11 protein-coding genes are annotated in these 16,452 nt (G+C 51.0%); 8 read left to right on the forward strand and 3 right to left on the reverse strand.

Annotated elements, in window-relative coordinates:
• The first annotated feature begins 56 nt into the window (after positions 1–56).
• Positions 57–4,094 carry a DUF5695 domain-containing protein gene (locus K331_RS29670; protein ID WP_226383603.1) on the forward strand — a complete coding sequence of 1,346 codons (4,038 nt, stop codon included), beginning with the start codon at positions 57–59 and terminating at the stop codon, positions 4,092–4,094.
• Positions 4,095–4,600: 506 nt separating this feature from the next.
• Here the strand turns inward: K331_RS29670 and K331_RS0114935 are convergent.
• Positions 4,601–5,644, reverse strand: coding sequence for a 2,3-butanediol dehydrogenase (locus tag K331_RS0114935; RefSeq protein ID WP_018885270.1), 1,044 nt, complete (start codon positions 5,642–5,644; stop codon positions 4,601–4,603).
• 144 nt (positions 5,645–5,788) lie between these two features.
• Here K331_RS0114935 and K331_RS0114940 point away from each other — a divergent pair, with 144 nt between their 5' ends.
• From K331_RS0114940 to K331_RS0114950, 3 genes are all read left to right on the forward strand, one after another.
• Positions 5,789–6,718 carry a LysR family transcriptional regulator gene (locus K331_RS0114940; RefSeq protein ID WP_028590933.1) on the forward strand — a complete coding sequence of 310 codons (930 nt, stop codon included), beginning with the start codon at positions 5,789–5,791 and terminating at the stop codon, positions 6,716–6,718.
• A 29-nt stretch (positions 6,719–6,747) separates the two neighbouring features.
• The gene (locus K331_RS0114945; protein ID WP_028590934.1) at positions 6,748–7,401 is read left to right on the forward strand and encodes a M48 family metallopeptidase; all 654 of its coding nucleotides are present in this window, start codon (positions 6,748–6,750) and stop codon (positions 7,399–7,401) included.
• Positions 7,402–7,866: 465 nt separating this feature from the next.
• Complete coding sequence (locus K331_RS0114950; protein ID WP_028590935.1) at positions 7,867–9,735, forward strand: SLC13 family permease; 1,869 nt, start codon at positions 7,867–7,869, stop codon at positions 9,733–9,735.
• Between the two features lie 187 nt (positions 9,736–9,922).
• Here K331_RS0114950 and K331_RS0114955 read toward each other — a convergent pair whose 3' ends face one another.
• Positions 9,923–10,288 (reverse strand): hypothetical protein, encoded by a 366-nt coding sequence (locus K331_RS0114955; RefSeq protein ID WP_028590936.1) that lies wholly within the window; start codon positions 10,286–10,288, stop codon positions 9,923–9,925.
• A gap of 66 nt (positions 10,289–10,354) precedes the next feature.
• Entirely contained in the window at positions 10,355–11,101 is a 747-nt protein-coding gene (locus K331_RS0114960) for a DUF2625 family protein (RefSeq protein WP_028590937.1), read from the reverse strand.
• Positions 11,102–11,550: 449 nt separating this feature from the next.
• Here K331_RS0114960 and K331_RS0114965 point away from each other — a divergent pair, with 449 nt between their 5' ends.
• The 4 genes from K331_RS0114965 (at position 11,551) to K331_RS0114985 (ending at position 16,273) form a co-directional block, all read left to right on the forward strand.
• Positions 11,551–12,408 carry a carbon-nitrogen hydrolase family protein gene (locus K331_RS0114965; protein WP_028590938.1) on the forward strand — a complete coding sequence of 286 codons (858 nt, stop codon included), beginning with the start codon at positions 11,551–11,553 and terminating at the stop codon, positions 12,406–12,408.
• A 151-nt stretch (positions 12,409–12,559) separates the two neighbouring features.
• Entirely contained in the window at positions 12,560–13,240 is a 681-nt protein-coding gene (locus K331_RS0114975; RefSeq protein ID WP_028590939.1) for a GNAT family N-acetyltransferase, read from the forward strand.
• 135 nt (positions 13,241–13,375) lie between these two features.
• Complete coding sequence (locus K331_RS0114980; RefSeq protein ID WP_028590940.1) at positions 13,376–14,047, forward strand: hypothetical protein; 672 nt, start codon at positions 13,376–13,378, stop codon at positions 14,045–14,047.
• Positions 14,048–14,311: 264 nt separating this feature from the next.
• Positions 14,312–16,273 carry an AraC family transcriptional regulator gene (locus K331_RS0114985; RefSeq protein ID WP_028590941.1) on the forward strand — a complete coding sequence of 654 codons (1,962 nt, stop codon included), beginning with the start codon at positions 14,312–14,314 and terminating at the stop codon, positions 16,271–16,273.
• Positions 16,274–16,452: the final 179 nt, after the last annotated feature.

A 16,452-nucleotide genomic window follows, 5' to 3' on the forward strand; every position in this document is an offset into this window, starting at 1 on the left:
CTTCAGGAGATTGGCAAGCAAACCAGGAACTCCGGTTCCAGAAGGGGGCCGTGTCGATGAAGATCAAAGCATTTCTGGCGACTCTGTTACTGCTCACTACAGCTTCGATGTGGTGGCAGCAGACGGCTGCGGCACATGAGCTGTCGACAGGCGAGCTAACGATTCAGACGGGGCAACACGGGGAAATCTCATCCCTGCGCATTAATGGGGATACCTTTCCCACAGAGTATGTGATGAATGCTGTCGTCACTCCGGAGCAGAACACAGCGGATCATCAATGGCTGGGTGAGTTGATGTTCACGTACAGACTGGATGGGGGAAGCTGGACCAAGGCCTGGACGAATCAGTCAGCCGATGCCCGTACGATCACGAAGAGTGGCAACAAGGTCACTGTTACGTACGAGAACTCAAGTCGGCCTGAAGGCATCCGCAACTTCAAAGTCATCGAGACCTATACGGCAGAATCAGATGGTTCGGTGCTATGGAACATAGAGGTGAAGAATACGAGTGGTAAGGTGCTTGAGATCGGAGATTTCGGTCTGCCACTCCCATTCAATGAGCAGTGGACGTATGGGGATGCGATCTATGAGACAAGAGTAGTGACGCATTCCTTTGTAGGCAACAATAGCTCTTATATCACGGCAGGACGTCCTAGCGGCGTGGGTCCGTTCCTGCTGCTGATTCCTGATGCTTCCACAGGTGCGGGCTTCGAATATCAGGACCGCTGGCGGGATGAAGAGCATCCGGGCAGCAAATGGGCATGGAATCCGGCTAACGAGGGCAAATGGATTGAGGGGCTGAATGTGTTCTATATTCACTCCAACGTCATCAAGTCCACGAACCGTGGCTATCTGCCGAATACAAGCCTGATACTGCAGCCCGGCGCGAGCCGGAATTACGGCTTCAAGTTCATAGCGGTAGACGATGAGCAGGATATGAAGAACACGCTCTATGAGGAGAGTCTGCTGGATGTAACGGTCGTACCAGGGATGATTGTACCTACGAATCAGAAGGCCAAGGTGGATCTGCGCACGCAGCAGTCCATTCAGCAGGTAACGGATGCGCAGGGGAATGTCGTTCCGCTGCTGGAGACCAAGCCGGGCGGACATCACATCTATGAGCTGCAGCTCGCGCAGCTGGGTCCGAATAATATTACCGTCCAGTATGGGAACGGACAGCGCAGTGTATTGCAGTTCTACGGAATTGAGCCTATTGATCAGGCCCTGCAGCGGCATTCGACCTTCATGGTCGACAAGACACAATGGAATGTGCCTGGAGACCTGCGTGACAAGGTATTCGACGACTGGATGATGCATACCAAGTCCAAGCGCAACGTCTTCAATGGCTATTGGGGCTGGGGTGATGACTGGGGGCTGACCCACGGACAGTTCCTGGCGGAGAAAAATGTGCTGGCTCCCGTTGCGCGGGAGATTCAGGCCGTAGACGACTATCTGGAGACAGCCATCTGGACGAATCTGATGAATGGGCATCATGAGGACTACCTGATTCATGATTTCCTGATGCCAGAGCCGAATACGACACCGACATACCGGGGATACGCATATCCTCACGTCTACAATACGTATTTCAGCATGTACAAGATTGCCAAGGAATACCCGGAGATGATCGATTATGAGCATCCACCTGAGACTTACCTGCTTAGAGCATATAATATCTTCAAAGCTCTGTATGAAGGGCCTGTCGCCTACAATTGGAACACAGGTCTGATGGGCGAGCTGACGACCCCGGACATTATTCAGGCGCTGCGCAATGAGGGGCTGGATGACGAGGCGGACGATATTGTAGAGAAGATGGACCGCAAGTTCAATAATTTCAAGAATACCAAATATCCTTACGGCTCCGAATACAGCTATGACAACACCGGCGAAGAAGCAGTGTATACGCTGGCCAAGATGAAGAAGGCTGCAGGGGAAGAAGAGAGCAAGGCCCTCGATATGATGAGTAAAATCAATGCCAAGACCCGAGCATCACGCGGTCATATGCCTATATGGTACTACTATGCTGATCCGGTCACGATCACCGGGGAGAACTGGTTCAACTTCCAGTACACGACCGCCCTGGCGGGGTACGCGATGGACGACTGGATTCGGTATCATGAGAACGAGGATCGTGAGGTTCAGCAGCGCATGTCCTATGCTGCCAAGATTGCGAATGTAGGTGCCATCAATTCGGGGCAGATCAGTGCAGATCCTGAGAATATCGGTGCTGTCGCCTGGACCTATCAGGCCGAAAAGGGCAACTATGGTACCAACGGTACCGGTGGTGGCCGCAATGTACCGCTTTTCAATGGCTGGCGCGGCATGAGCGGCGAGGCAGACCTGGGACTGTTCGGAGCGCTTCATACGCTAAGTGCGGACGTTGCCGTAGACCCGATCTTTGGCCTTACAGGCTACGGGGCAGAAGTGAGCAAGAATGATAATATTTATACCATCGAGCCTTTGGATGGACTGTACAAACGAATCAATCTGATTACCGAGAAGCTGTACATGGAGCTATCCAAGGATCAATTTACAGAAGCGAAGCTCTCGACAGGGAAGGACTACGTGTGGTTCGAACTGAAGAATCAGACACCAGGTCAGGCGCATACGACTTACGTCACCTTTGAAGGCCTGCAGAAGGGAACCTATCTGATCGAGGTAAATGGTGAAGTACGCGGTAAGTTTAATGCTTATGCCCCTGTTAATAGACTGGCTCTTGAGATAGGATCGGCCACGACCTATACGGTTGAGCTGACGCCGACGACACCTGATCCGAATCAGCCCCCTGTTGTTGATGCAGGTGAGGATATTACGGTGAAGCAGCCAGATCCTGTGGCGCTGAAAGGTGCTGTGACCGACGATGGACTGCCGGCAGGAGTCGTGACGAGTGAATGGAGTCTGGAGGAAGGACCGCAGAATGCTACGGTTGCCTTCAGCAGATCAAGCTCGCTCCGTACGAAGGTGACGGTATCAGAGCCGGGAACCTATCGCTTCAAGCTGACAGCCAGTGATTCATTGCTGACGGCAGAGGATACGGTCACCGTCATTGTAGAGGCAGCGGCTCCGCTGCCAGAGCAGCTGGCGTTGTATAAGTTCAATGAGAGCGGCGGGGCTGCTGTCGTGGATTCCTCTGGCAGTGGGAATGATGCTGCCATTCGCGGAGCGGTGGCACGGACACAGGGGATCGCAGGCAGGGCCGTCAGCCTGAACGGTACAGACAGTTATGTACAGCTTCCGGCTGGCATAGTGAGCCGCGCTGAGCAATTGACCGTCTCCAGTTGGGTCAAGGCGAATACTCTCAGCGATTATATGCGAGTATTTGACTTCGGGTCGGGTACGAATGAATATATGTTCCTGACACCTAAAGCAGGTAATCGAATGCTCTTCGCCATCACCGTTCAGGGGAATGGGCCGGGACAAGAGCAGACGATCAGCGGCCCTGCGCTGCCTACGGGAGTATGGAAGCATGTGGCAGTCACGCTGCAAGGCTCGACAGGTATTCTCTATGTGGACGGACAGGAGGTAGGACGCAACACCAATATGACATTGACGCCGCAGCGTCTAGGTCAGACGAAGAATAATTACATCGGGAAGTCACAGTATCCTGATCCTTATTTTCACGGGCTAGTGGATGATTTTCGCATCTACAGCCGTGCACTGAATGCTACAGAGATTCAGGCGCTGGCTGATGCGACTACGCTGCAGCAGGCCATCACGAATACGATGGTTTTGCAGGAAGTGCAGGTAACGACGCAGGTAGGAATCGAGCCTGAGCTGCCAAGTGTCATCGAAGCAACTTATGGTGACGGCTCGACGACATGGCTGAATGTCGTGTGGGGAGAAATGGATGCTGCGCAGTATGCGGTACCGGGTACATTTGAGATCACGGGTGAAGTCGAGGGAACCGAAGTGCTGGCCAAGGCGGTCATTACGGTCGTCGAGGCGAATTCAGTGGCACCTGAAGCAGATCAGGATTCGGAGAATACGGAAGCGCAGGATACGGAACTGAAGGATACGGAACGGCAGGATATGGAACTGCAGGATACGAGGCCGTTGGACACGAGTCTGCAGAAGCTTGGCCGAAATGAAGTGTAGGGGCTTATGCCTTCTCAAGCGCCGCCTGACCCGCAGGAGTGCCCGATTCGGGGAAGATAAAGTGACCTTGGCGAAATAATTCATTGCTACGGAGCAACCCAGCACCTTGATGATAATAGCTCTATCTGAATAGATAGGAATGGTCGCTGTTTGCTTGGAGTTTGCTTGGAGTTCGCTTGGAGCTAGTTGTTGCTGGAGCTGTTGGAAGCTTGAATGCTCTAAGCAAATACACCTTTTGAGTGAGATAGAATGCATCATTTGGTGTATGCGAAATTAAGTTACACGGCATTTTGAGATACGAGATATACGGAATTGTAGGACATAGCAGAAGCCCTCCTAACCGCTTGCTGGCGGTTAAGAGGGCTTCTGTGTGCTTACAGAATCACTGGTTCGGTGGATTAACAAAGTTGCTATCTTCGCTCCAAAGAACAGCAAGCTTAACAGTGGTCGACAGGGCTCCCCGCTTGCAGCGCTCTACGCTCACATTTGATTTGGCCCCGGTACGGTTATGAACCGATCTGTACAAGAATCTTGGCATGCCGCTTGTCCTTCATCAGCAGCTCAAGCCCTTCCTCTACGATGTCATCAAGCTTGATTTTCTTGGTGATGATCGGTTTGACATTCAATGCACCGCTTGCGATCAATGAGAGCACCTCAGGGAAGATGTGGCGGTAGGCCAGCGTGGACGTCACATTCGCTTCCTTCACCAGCAACTCGAAGAAGTTCAGCTGCAGCGGTTCAGGAATGGCTGCCACGACGACGACCTCGCCGCCTTTCTTAACGACGGATACTGCACTATTGAGCGTAGGCTGTACACCCGCTGCCTCAAAGGCTACATCAATGCCTCCGGAACGACTGGTAATGACCTCTGTAGCATTCACATTCGCGCTGTTCACAGGAATGGCTCCTAATTGAGCCGCGAGGTCAAGACGCTCCTGGAATACATCCACGGCATAGATCTCCGCTGCACCTGCTGCCTTCGCAGCCAGAACCGTCAGCAGACCGATCGGGCCTGCACCATACACAGCCACCTTTTGTCCTACCTTCAGCTTGCTGTGACGTACAGCGTGGAATGCTACAGCCGTTGGCTCTACCAGAGCTGCTTCCTCATAGGATACCTGCTCAGGCAGACGATGCACCATGTAATCCTCGACAACCACGAATTTGGCAAAACCGCCGTCTCCATTCAGTCCGACGAAGCCAAACTGACTGCACTGATTGTATTTTCCTTGAATACAGTATTCACATTGTCCACAGTGGTATAACGGCTCCACTACGACGCGATCCCCTATACTGATCCCACTAACACCTTCACCTAATGCACTGACCGTGCCTGAAAATTCATGTCCCAGCGTCAACGGGGCCTTCTGCTTGGACAGCGGATGCTCACTACCCTCCTGAATGCCAACACCGTGGTGATAGGCGTGCAGGTCACTTCCGCAAATGCCTGCGAATTCTACTTGAATCTGGACCTGCCGAGGGCCGGCTTCAGGAATATTGCGTTCCTCTACTCTTACATCATGCTTGCCATACCATACAGCTGCTTTCATATGAACAATCTCTCCTTTTTCGTCGAAAATATGAAGAAATATGAATAAGTGATGAACTAATATCATTATAGCCCTTTACTTATATCATTTATAATTATGCTTATTAATGTTAGTATTAATTAAATTAATGGAAAATACTCATGAATGGTGGGAATGAAGGTGAACCTGGAGCAGTTGAAGTACGTTGTGGAGGTCGCTAAAGCGCAATCGTTGTCTGCCGCCTCAGCCCATCTTCATGTGACGCAGTCTGCCATCAGTCAATCCATTCAACGGCTGGAGCAGGAGCTGCACATGACGTTGTTCGAGCGCTCACGAAGCGGCACTGTGCCTACCCCGGCGGGCAAGGCTTTCATCGCGAAGGCACTGGACATCCTGCAGCAGATGGATGAATTGAGATTGATGTATACAGACCCGGATCTGATGACTGGGGAGCTCAGCGTTGCTGCTTTTCCAAGTGTCATGCCGCATCTGGTCCGCACCGTTGCACAGATGAAGCAGGAGCATCCCTTGCTCAGTATATCCATTGAAGAGAAGGGGTCCATGGAGATCATTCGGGACATTCGCAGTAACAGGACCCATCTCGGATTTATCGTGATCTATGACAAAGATCTAAGAAGCCTCGGGGGATTACATTTTCGTCCGCTGCATGCGACCCGTCTAGTGGTGTGTGTCCATCATCAATCGGAGCTGGCGAAGCTTAAGCGTATTAGTCCAGCGCAGCTGAAAGCTTATCCGCTTGCCCTGTATCGGGACGGCTTCATCGAGGATTTCGTGGAGGAGTTCACATACCAGCACGGACCTTTATCGATCTTATTTAACACGAACAATGCGGAAGCGATCACCACGGTGCTGAGTGGCAATATTGCAGCTACCATCGGTCATGATTTCTCGTTCTACCACCATCCATTGTGGAAGTTAGGCCAATTAAAGCTGATTGAGCTAAATGTCACGGAACAGCCGAAAATGCAGATTGGCTTTGTGCAGTCGGAATCAAGGGAGCTTGCTGTGGCCGCCGAGCGCTTCATGCAGCAATGCATTCACGCGATGGAGACAGAGCAGATTCAGGCTCGATGAATGATGAATACAGTCCAGAGGAGAAGCCTATGAATGTTGAAATTGATGGTCATGTCATTCATTGCCATGTCCAATACACCAAGGGCAGTAAGCTCACCGTTACCCTTGACCTTCCGTATATGCTTACGATTAAAGCCCCGCGCCATACAAGTCATGAGCTGCTGGAGCAGTGGGTACGAGAGCGTGGCGATGCCATTGTACGTCAGTCCAAGCTGCTTGCTCAGCGACTGGAGGGGCCACAGGCCAGAGAGTACGAAGCCGATGCAAGATTCATGTATCTGGGCCGGGAGCAGGCTCTGCATGAGCTTATAGGTGTAGAGGGACTGAACGAGGAGCAACGGCGGGCTGAGCTCAAGCGGTTCTATTTTGCGGCTTGCAAAAAAGTCATCCAGGAGCGTATTGTGCCATATCAGCAGAAGCTCAAGGTCAAGCCCAAATCCATTGATATCGTAGAATCACAGACTAAGTGGGGGAGCTGCAGCTGGGATAAGAAGTTAACCTTTAATTATCGGCTTATTATGGCACCGCCAGAGGTGATTGATTATGTCATTGTGCATGAGCTGTGTCATATTCTGCATATGAATCATGATCGTTCCTTCTGGAGAAAGGTGGGCAGTATTATGCCGGATTATGAGAGTAAGGAAGCCTATCTCCGTGTCCATGGTCGTGAGATGTCACTGTAGTGTAGTGGCTATTATATGTTGTAATTTTCGCCAAAATGAGAGCTTTGTCGCGGACAGCTGGCTCGTGTAGCGTGCTATACTGTATACAGTATGCCTGAACAACGGTGCTTGAATAAGAAGTCTGATCAAGTAAGCCTGGACCAGTATGTATGAATCAGTATGTATGAATCGGTACGTATGAACTATGCATGGCGCCTCAAAGCGGAGCTTTTTTCTACATAGATTATGCTCTTCGTGTCCAAGGGATAATGTGTTCACCGAGTACAACGACTGTAATGACCGCAACACGACTGAGTATGCTTGTCTTGTATCCTATTCGGCTATTCTGCGTCCTACCCATGATCTATCGTCATACTGAAGTCGATGTTCTCTGCTTGTACTGTACTGTAGTGTAGGGCTATGACGGTATCAGGTCTACGATGATAACGAGGGCTGAGCTCTACAGCCCGTAGCAGGAGTGATATTGTGAATGGTCCTATGTTAATTACGCTCTTTACCCTAGTGATAGCTTCCGTGCTATTCATCTCGGGGAAGCTGCGTTCGGATTTGGTGGCGATCGGTGCACTGCTGGTGCTGATGCTGACGGGGGTTCTGACCCCGGCTGAGGGATTGGTGGGCTTCTCCAATTCTGTCGTCATTATGATGATTGGCCTCTTCGTCGTCGGGGGAGGAATCTTCCAGACAGGTCTCGCGAAGCTGGCGAGCCGGAAGCTGATGCAGCTGGCTGGCAATCATGAGACGTCATTGCTTATTATGATTATGCTGGTAACAGCAGTCATTGGAGCATTTGTCAGCAATACGGGTACCGTAGCAGTTATGATGCCAATTGTGGTTAGTATGGCGCTCAGCGCCCAGATCTCACCGGGAAGGCTGCTGATGCCTCTGGCTTTTGCGAGTAGTCTTGGGGGGATGCTGACATCCATTGGTACGCCTCCGAATCTGGTCATTCAGGAGACGCTGGAGAAGGCTGGCTATGGCAGTCTGAGCTTCTTCTCCTTTACGCCGACAGGATTGATCTGCGTGGTAACCGGGATCGTGGGTATGCTGTTCCTGCGACGTTTCTTGCCACGAGGGGAGGGGAATTCCTCTTCCAAACGCGGTAGACGCTCTGCCAGCGAGCTGGAGCAGGAGTATCAATTACATAACAAGCTGTTCCGCATACAGGTCGGCTCAGATTCAGGGCTAGTGAATCGAACCCTGCTGGAGCTTGGAATTTCTAGCCGCTTCGAACTGAATATCATTGAGATTCGCCGTAAAATATCTACGAAGAATCAGATCTTCAAGACGATTAATCAGGAGGTTGGGGGCCCGGATAGCGTGATTCAGACCGGGGACCTATTGTATGTATACGGGCCACGTGAGCATGCAGAGGCCTTTGCAGCAGAATACAATCTGATATTCCCGGATGCACAGCCTGTAACGGACGATCCCTCGCTACAACGCGCAGAGCCTTATGTCACCAGCGATATGGGGTTGGCAGAGGTCATGCTTACGCCGAAGTCACGTCTGATCGGACGACTGGTCAAGGAGTCTGGCTTCCGGGAGAAATATCGCCTGAACGTGCTCGGCATCCAGCGTAAGGATCAATATCTCCTTCATGACGTGAAGGAAGAGAAGATGCGCTTCGGGGACGCGCTGCTCGTGCAGGGAAGCTGGGCGGATATTGGCTTGCTGGCTTCTACGGCTTCGGAGGTCATCGTAGTTGGTCGACCGAAGGAGGAGTCGCGGCAGCTGACGATGGACCGCAAGGCGCCGATTGCTGCGGGGATTCTCCTGTTGCTGGTCATTCTTCTGATTACGCAATGGATACCCGCCGTTGCCGCCGTCATGCTGGCAGCCGTGCTCATGGTCGCACTGGGCTGTGTGCGCAGTATGGAGGAAGCCTATCGAACGATTAACTGGGAGAGCATTGTGCTGATCGCAGGAATGATCCCCATGTCCACGGCCATAGAGAAGACAGGTGCTGCTGAGCTGATGTCGGGACAACTCGTTACGTTACTGGGTAGCTACGGACCGCTCGCGCTACTGGCGGGGATTTATATTACAACCTCGATCATGACGATGTTCATCAGCAACACAGCTTGTGCCGTGCTGCTGGCTCCCATCGCATTGAGTGCATCGGCACAGCTCGGGACCAGTCCGTATCCGTTCTTGTTCGCCGTGTCGATTGCGGCAAGCATGTGCTTCGCTTCTCCATTCTCGACGCCGCCGAATGCGCTGGTCATGTCCGTTGGCCGATACAGATTCAGCGATTATCTCAAGGTCGGGCTGCCGTTACAGATTATTATGGGCGTTGTGCTGATCTTTGCGCTGCCGCTGGTCTATCCATTTTAAGATCTTAGAAACGATAAGCTTTCAGCAGGTACAGGATCAACGGCAGAAGCTAGTTGAAATGATACGTAGAGCAATTTAAATATGACAGATTCAAACACAAACAAGCTGAACATCCCCTGCCCTTGCAGGGTTTGTTCAGCTTGCTGTCGTGGTAGCGAGATTTTCAGATTTTCTGCTGGTCAGGGTATCAGCTCCAGTGACTGAGCAATGCTTCACCCTCGCTTCCAAATGTACGGCGCTCCTTGAGGAAGGTATCCACGTCCTGCAGGCGGGCGGGCCTTGGGCCGGGTCCTCCACATCCACAGGAATGATAAGCATAGCCATGTTCATAAAGACGCTCGACCTTGCGCCATTGCCGAACATCTGTCTGCTTCGGTGCATGAAAGTCGTGCCCCATATGTTTCATGGGAGTGCTGCATTGTGGGCAAGGATGCGTGAGCAGCTCATATGTCCCTGCGGGCATCTCTCCACTGGAGGTCTGCTTATACACCTTCCTGCAGGCAAAGCAGGCATAGATGTCTTTATAGGGTCCATACATGGCATATCTGCACATAGGAATCACCTTTCTTTCACTTTCTTTCTCTTTCTCTTTTATTCCGTTACGACTTCATTTAGTAACTCATTGATTGACTGTGGCGTCGATGGCGGCCTTCCATGCTTCCAGTACAGGAGCGGGGGATATACTGCTGGTACCGCCACCCCCCTCTTGAGACCAGAGCGGAGGATCGTAGGAATGAATCTGTTCAGGCTGGAGATGCTTCGTGTCCTCTGCCCATCCGTCCCAGCGGAATGTCTTGTAGAAGAGGCTCAAATCCCCCTCTGCCAGCCAGGTAATGAATTCGGAATAGGTCAACTCCGTCGATTCCCATTCGAGGCAGTCCGGAGCCCAATAATAGATGTGACCGTCCGAGCCAAATCGCCCTGTATTGAAGGCGAAGAAGCCTCCTGCTGCATCATAAGCGACTACCATCATGCCTGACAGCACGGGGATATTTGTAGAGGGAATGGGCGTGCGAGTGTCACCCTCATCGTCATCTGGTGTCTCACCTCTTAATACCTTCGAGTCATCTGGGTCATTGGAGCTACACAAGCCGTTCCATGAGATCAGACTACCAAATATCCCATTTGCTCCTGAGCCGAGCAGCCGAATCCAGCCCTCATCAATAAGAATGCCGCCTGTCTCGTAGGCTACGACTCCGAGGTAGGACCTGGTACTGACCTGTAATCCCATAAGAGTGCTTTTCGCTGCTTCAGGATCAGCAGGTAATACCTCATAGGCGTTGCTTCCATTACGGAATAGAGCAAGTAGCTCCTCCCAGGCGTGATGCTCGTGATCAATAAGTTGTTCAATGCTTCGTATATACATGGATGTTAATCTCCTTCATATATGCCTTGAAAGCTGCATGTTAATGCTCTTATAAATTCCTTTAAATTCCTTTAAATCCCTTTAATCCTTAAATCCTTAAATCCTTAAAGCCCTATAAAGCCCTATAAAGACCTATAAAGCGTGTAAAGGCTCCTCTGACTAAGCGTTATGTATAGCTGGTGTAATTTGTCATCATCCTAAATTATAGCTTGCGACCACCATCTGAACAATCCTCCGAAGAGCCAGTATTTTTCAACGAGACAGGACAGTTTCAATTAACGTATGTATGGAAATGTATATGTAAATGGGTTAATCAGCGTTAATCGCCTTCAGACGGGCCAGATTCTGGGTGCAGCTCAGACTGAACTTGTCGGGTGATGTAGCCATATGTGCATCTGGTTGTTACAATAGCAATGATATGCAGTACTACAAATTCTGGAGGTGTGCCCATGAAACTGCGGGTATCCGCTGTGCAGTATCAACTGCAGACGATTAGCTCATTCGAACAATTTGCCGCTCAAGCTGAGCATTATATACGGACTGCCGATGAATTCGGCACGGAGTTCGTGCTGTTCCCTGAATTCTTCACGACACAGTTAATGTCGATTGGGGATCATGAAGGAAAGGCACTGACGATTGAAGATTTGCCTGATTTCACCGAGCCGTACGAGGCACTATTCCAATCTCTGGCTGCCAAATACAACATGCATATCATTGGTGGAACACATGTGATTCGCAAGGAGGGCAAGCTGTACAATACCGCCCACATGTTCTATCCTGACGGACGTATTGCCCGCCAAGCCAAGCTCCATATTACGCCAACGGAAGTAACGGAATGGAATATGGCACCTGGTAATGGGCTGGAGGTATTCGAGACAGAGAAGGGAACAGTAGCCATGCTCACCTGCTATGATATTGAGTTTCCGGAGATCGTGCGAATGGCGAAGGCCAAGGGAGCCGATATCATCTTCTGTCCGTCCTGCACGGATGATCGCCACGGATTCTATCGTGTTCGATACACAAGCCACGCACGTGCTGTGGAGAATCAGCTGTATGTTGTGCTGACAGGCACGGTCGGGGCATTGCCTACAGTAGACTTTATGCGTGCGAATTATGGACAGGCTGTCGTCATTACGCCCAATGATGTTCCTTTCCCGCCACGAGGCATTCTGGTAGAGGGCGAGATCAATAATGATATGATCGTGACGGCTGATCTGGATCTTGATCTGCTGTACGAGGTGCGTGAGCGGGGCTCCGTGACAACCTGGCGTGATCGTCGGACGGATTTGTACACGGATTGGAGCTAGTCTGCAATTGCAGCAATTACAGCAACTACAGCAACTACAGCAACTACAGAAACTACAGAAACTACAGAAACTACAGAAACTACAGAAACTACAGAAACTACAGAAACTCTAGTAATCTGAATAACAGGACAGGAGGGAAGACACCGTGGCTTTGTATCATAAAGAAGTATATCTGAAATCCCCGGAGCCGGAGCGTTCACCTGCCAAGACGGTTATTCGCAATTATAGCGCCTCGGATTTTGCAGAGCTGATCCGCATCCAGGCGGAGAGCTTTCCCCCGCCTTATCCAGAGGAGCTTCTGTGGAGTCGGGAGCAGCTAAGCAGTCATCTGGCCCATTATCCTGAAGGCGCCATCTGCGTGGAGGTGGACGGGGAGCTGGCAGGCTCAATGACCTCGCTTCGCATGACCTGGGACCCGAAGCACCCCGCGTCCCATAATTGGGCGGAAGTGACGGACGACGGTTATATCCGCAATCACCAGCCTGATGGAAATACGCTATATATTGTGGATCTCTGCGTACGTCCCAAATACCGGAAATGGGGCCTGGCCCAATGGATGATGCAAGCGATGTATCATTTGGTCATTGAGCAGGGCCTTGACCGGGTGCTGGGAGCCGGACGTATGCCAGGCTATCACAAGGTAGCTGAACGGTTGACGCCAGAGCAGTATATTGAACAAGTCGTAGAGGGTCAGCTGCACGATCAGGTCATTTCATTCCTGCTGCGCTGTGGTCGGGTGCCGGTCGGTGTAGCGGCGGATTATCTCGACGACGAGGAGTCCTGTAATTATGCTGCATTAATGGAGTGGAGCAATCCCTTCAAGGGCAGCTAATATCGACCTATTCGCTGTAGGAACATATTGGGAAGTGTGTAACACAGCGTAAAGGGACTACGTGATATAACGTAGTGTAACGGAATGTAATTAGAATAGTAGAAATGCTAATTTGTCAGGGAGGTACACGAAGCTATGGAGTTTACGCGTATTACATCAATTCAAGACCCGCTATTTGCACAGATGCATAAGCTGATGCAGGAGATTTTCCCACCAGAGGAGGTTCTGGACTTCGATCTGTGGAAGGAGCCGCTGGAGGACCCGGGCATCCGTGTATTCGTGGCTGTTCATGAGGGAGCCGTAGTCGGTGCGACAGAGTATCGCTACTATGAGGACTGGAATGTCGCCATGACTGATTTTACAATCATAGGTCGCGAGGGTCTGGGAATCGGGCGCTTCCTGGCTCGTAACCGTCAGCGTGATCTGGAAGCGTTGGCTGCTGCACAGGAGAAGGAGCTGTTCGGCATGTTCGCAGAAATCTACAATCCGTACTTGAGTGAGGATCATGGATTTGGCGGCGTCAAGCCAATGAACCCTTATGTGCGGCGTGAGGTGCTGTCCCATCTTGGTTACAAGCGCCTGGACTTCCCATATGTTCATCCCTCCTGGCTGGGAGATGGAGAAGCGGTGGGAGGCCTTGACCTGTGCTTCATGCCAGGCGATGAGGAGCAGTCGGAGCTGTCAGCTAGTCTGATTGTTGATTTTCTGACCCGCTATTATGCCGTCTTGCCAAATAAGCCAGAGGAATGGCTACGCATGGTGGAACAGCTGGGCAGTCAGCAGCAGGTTGCTCTGCTGCCATTGTAACGAATGTAACCAGACAGCAGCTTATGTAGATTGCGCTAAGTATTCCAATACGCTTCTGGCACCACGATATCTGTGGAGCTGGGAGCGTTTTTGTCGTGCCACAGATCGTTCAGGACGGTAAGATCTTTTTTTGTAACATCAGGAAGGTCCCACGTACTGTACTACTATTTCAGCTAACTGTCGGATAGATTGAATTTTAAAATAACTCTACTTGTGAGAATGGTTATCATTTATAATATAGCTAGCTTGCGACTGGAGAAAGGAATGAAACAACAGATGAAACTGGGCGACCATATCTTGTTATGGAATCATGCTTCTATACGGGTAATGGATATACGCCATAGCGTGATCGAGAGTGGGGAGGAGCTTCTGTCGTATCGGCTGCCTTCCAGTGCTTTCCTGTACACCACTCGCGGGAGAGCTCACATCTCATTGGATGGCACAGAGACGGTGGCGGAGCGTTTCCATATCCTGCATGGCGGGAAGGGTATGTCCTTGGAGATCAGACCGGATGGTCTGCTGGAATATTATATGATTATGTATAAAGCTGTCCTTCCACAGCCCAGCCGCCGTGAACTGGTTAGCTTGATGGAGAGCTATAATCCCTTTCGGCTTCAGTACAGCTTCATGCCCGGCTTCCCTGTTGTGCTGCTGAATCTGCTACAGCAGATGGAGCAGGAATGGGAGCGGCCAGGCCAGCTGGAGCAGCTACACATCAAGACCTTGTTCTATCATTTTGTCTACGAGATCTTCCACCAGTTCGAGAAGCAGGGGATTCAGGTACAGAAGGCGGACCCTGTACAGCAAGCGGTTCGGTACCTGGAGGAGCACTATGCCAGACGAATAATGCTGGATGACCTGGCGGAGCTACTGGATTGCAGTGTCAGCTATCTCTCACGGAGATTCAAGCGTGCGACAGGATACAGTCCCATTGATTATCTGATTGCTTATCGGATTGGCAAGGCTAAGGAGCTGCTGGCCACATCAGATGCTACTCTGCAGGAGATTGCCGAAAGTGTGGGCTTTCAAGATGACAGCTACTTTCATCGCATATTCAAGAAGCAAGTCGGCGTATCGCCAGGACAATTCAAGCAAAAGGTTCAAAATAATCCGGTCTCTGGTTCAAGATATGCAATTGTCCCACCTAGTCTCAAACGTTATAGTGATTATGAAAATCATTATCAATATGAGAAAGAGGGGCCATTTTATATGTACAGAGGGTCAAGACTATCTATGGCAGCAACATTGTTGATATGTATAACGCTGCTGCTGGGTGCCTGCTCGGCAGGAACATCCAGCTCCAATACAACAGCAACATCGGGAAATAATACAGCGACGTCCTCTTCGACACAGACGGCTTCAGAGCCAGCTACAGAAGGAACGCAGCGAGTTATCAAGCATGCTATGGGCGAGACGACGTTGACGGGAACACCGCAGCGGGTCGTGATCCTGACCAATGAGGGCACGGAAGCGCTGCTGGCGGTCGGTGTGAAGCCTGTGGGCGCAGTGATGTCATGGTCCGGGGACCCGTGGTACGACCATATCAAGGACGAAATGCAGGATGTGACCGTCGTAGGGGACGAGCTCCAGCCTAATATTGAGCTGATTGCCAGCCTGAAGCCTGATCTGATCATCGGTAACAAGGTCAGACAGGAGAAAATATACGAGCAATTGAATCAGATTGCGCCTACAGTGTTCGCTGAGACGCTCGCGGGCAACTGGAAGATCAACTTCGAGCTGTACATGCAGGCGCTGAACAAGGAAGAGGAAGGCGACAAGGCCATGGCTGATTTCGATCAGCGGGTAGCGGAAGTGAAGGCAAAGGTAGGAGACAAGGCAGCTACGAAGATTTCGGTGGTTCGCTTCTCGGAAGCCCAGGTCCGTATCTATCAGAAGCAGACGTTCTCGGGTGTGCTGTTCGAGCAGCTTGGCTTTGCACGTCCAGAATCTCAGGACAAGGATGACTTCATGGAAGTATTGACCAAGGAGAGCATTCCGAAGATGGATGGAGACGTGATGTTCTATTTTGTAACCGAGACAGAAGCGTCCTCTGGAGCCTCCAAGGTAGCAGAGGAGTGGATGAATGATCCGCTGTTCAAGAACCTGAATGTCGCGAAGAACAACAAGGTTGTGCAGGTAGACGAGGCAATCTGGAATACGGCTGGTGGATACAAGGCTGCAAATCTGCTGCTGGATGAGATCGTGGATTACTTCGACATTCAATAGCACAGCTGCACATAATTCGGTTGGAAGAAGCCGACGCGCTGACGTCATTACCAGTGGCGTCGGCTTCTTTTATTAAGATCATAGAATTTACAAGTTTTCAGCGGAGCTAAACAAATTGATGATCGCAAGAAAAACTTCAGCTAAATGCGGTCTGTCTTCTGTGAAGGTACGTCGATAGA

It is taken from the genome of Paenibacillus massiliensis subsp. panacisoli DSM 21345 (assembly GCF_000426545.1).
Lineage (GTDB): Bacteria > Bacillota > Bacilli > Paenibacillales > Paenibacillaceae > Paenibacillus > Paenibacillus panacisoli.

Coding starts and splice junctions, on each gene's coding strand:
- K331_RS0114985 (WP_028590941.1), top strand. CDS start 14,312: ATGAAACAACAGATGAAACTGGGCGACCATATCTTGTTATGGAATCAT.
- K331_RS0114980 (WP_028590940.1), top strand. CDS start 13,376: ATGGAGTTTACGCGTATTACATCAATTCAAGACCCGCTATTTGCACAG.
- K331_RS0114960 (WP_028590937.1), bottom strand. CDS start 11,101: ATGTATATACGAAGCATTGAACAACTTATTGATCACGAGCATCACGCC.
- K331_RS0114935 (WP_018885270.1), bottom strand. CDS start 5,644: ATGAAAGCAGCTGTATGGTATGGCAAGCATGATGTAAGAGTAGAGGAA.
- K331_RS0114965 (WP_028590938.1), top strand. CDS start 11,551: ATGAAACTGCGGGTATCCGCTGTGCAGTATCAACTGCAGACGATTAGC.
- K331_RS29670 (WP_226383603.1), top strand. CDS start 57: ATGAAGATCAAAGCATTTCTGGCGACTCTGTTACTGCTCACTACAGCT.
- K331_RS0114940 (WP_028590933.1), top strand. CDS start 5,789: ATGGTGGGAATGAAGGTGAACCTGGAGCAGTTGAAGTACGTTGTGGAG.
- K331_RS0114955 (WP_028590936.1), bottom strand. CDS start 10,288: ATGTGCAGATATGCCATGTATGGACCCTATAAAGACATCTATGCCTGC.
- K331_RS0114945 (WP_028590934.1), top strand. CDS start 6,748: ATGAATGTTGAAATTGATGGTCATGTCATTCATTGCCATGTCCAATAC.